This window comes from Bradyrhizobium sp. WYCCWR15520 (genome assembly GCF_056174665.1).
Map to the genome: position 1 here is coordinate 1 of NZ_JBWBWM010000152.1, position 970 is coordinate 970.

General features: G+C 61.6%; 1 pseudogene. It reads left to right on the forward strand.

Annotated elements, in window-relative coordinates:
* Window positions 1-942 (forward strand): annotated as a pseudogene (locus tag AC0QUY_RS42595) (IS3 family transposase); the annotation flags it as partial.
* Window positions 943-970 lie beyond the last annotated feature (28 nt).

A 970-nucleotide genomic window follows, 5' to 3' on the forward strand; every position in this document is an offset into this window, starting at 1 on the left:
TTTGCAGCGAGAGAACGAGCGGCTGCGCATGGAGCGCGACATTTTAAAAAAGTCGATCGCGATCTTTGCTGGAACACGGACATGAGATTCCGCTTCATCGAAGATCGCCGCGCCGACTATCCGGTGACGCTCCTGTGCGACGTGCTCGGCGTCTCGCCGGCCGGCTATTATGCCTGGCGCTCGCGCCCGGAGAGCCGACGATCTGCTGCCAATCGTGACCTCGTCGACGACATCAGGCGGGTCCACCGCGACACCCGCGGGCGTTATGGCAGCCCGCGTATCCATGTCGAGTTGAAGGCTCAGGGCCGCGGGGCGAGCCGTGGTCGCATCGAGCGGTTGATGCGGCGTCACGGCATCAGGGCCATCATGGCGCGGCCACGCCGGGTGCGGACCACCGACAGCCGCCACGACCTGCCGATCGCCCCGAATCTGCTCGACCGCAACTTCATCGCCACTGCTCGGAACCAGATCTGGCTGGCCGATATCACCTACATCGAGACCGATCCGGGTTGGCTCTATCTGGCCGCCGTCATGGATCTGTACAGCCGCAGGATTGTCGGCTGGGCGATGGCGGATCATTTGCGCGCCGACCTGCCCTTGGCGGCTTTGCGGATGGCGATCTCGGCGCAGCGGTCAAGTGCCGGCCTGATCCACCATTCCGATCGCGGCGTTCAATATGCCTCGGCGGATTACCGCAAGCTGATGCAATCCGCCGGCCTCAGGGCGTCAATGAGCCGCAAGGGCGACTGCTATGACAATGCTCCGATGGAGAGCTTCTTTCACACGCTCAAGACGGAGCTCGTCCACCACAGGCACTATGCAACACGGGCAGAAGCCACACGGGATATCTTTGCCTATATCGAGGGCTTCTACAATCGGACTCGTCGTCACTCCGCCATCGGCTTTATCAGCCCGATCGAGATGGAGCTAAAAGCAGCTTAACCCTGTCCATTTTTTCGGGGGAAGATCA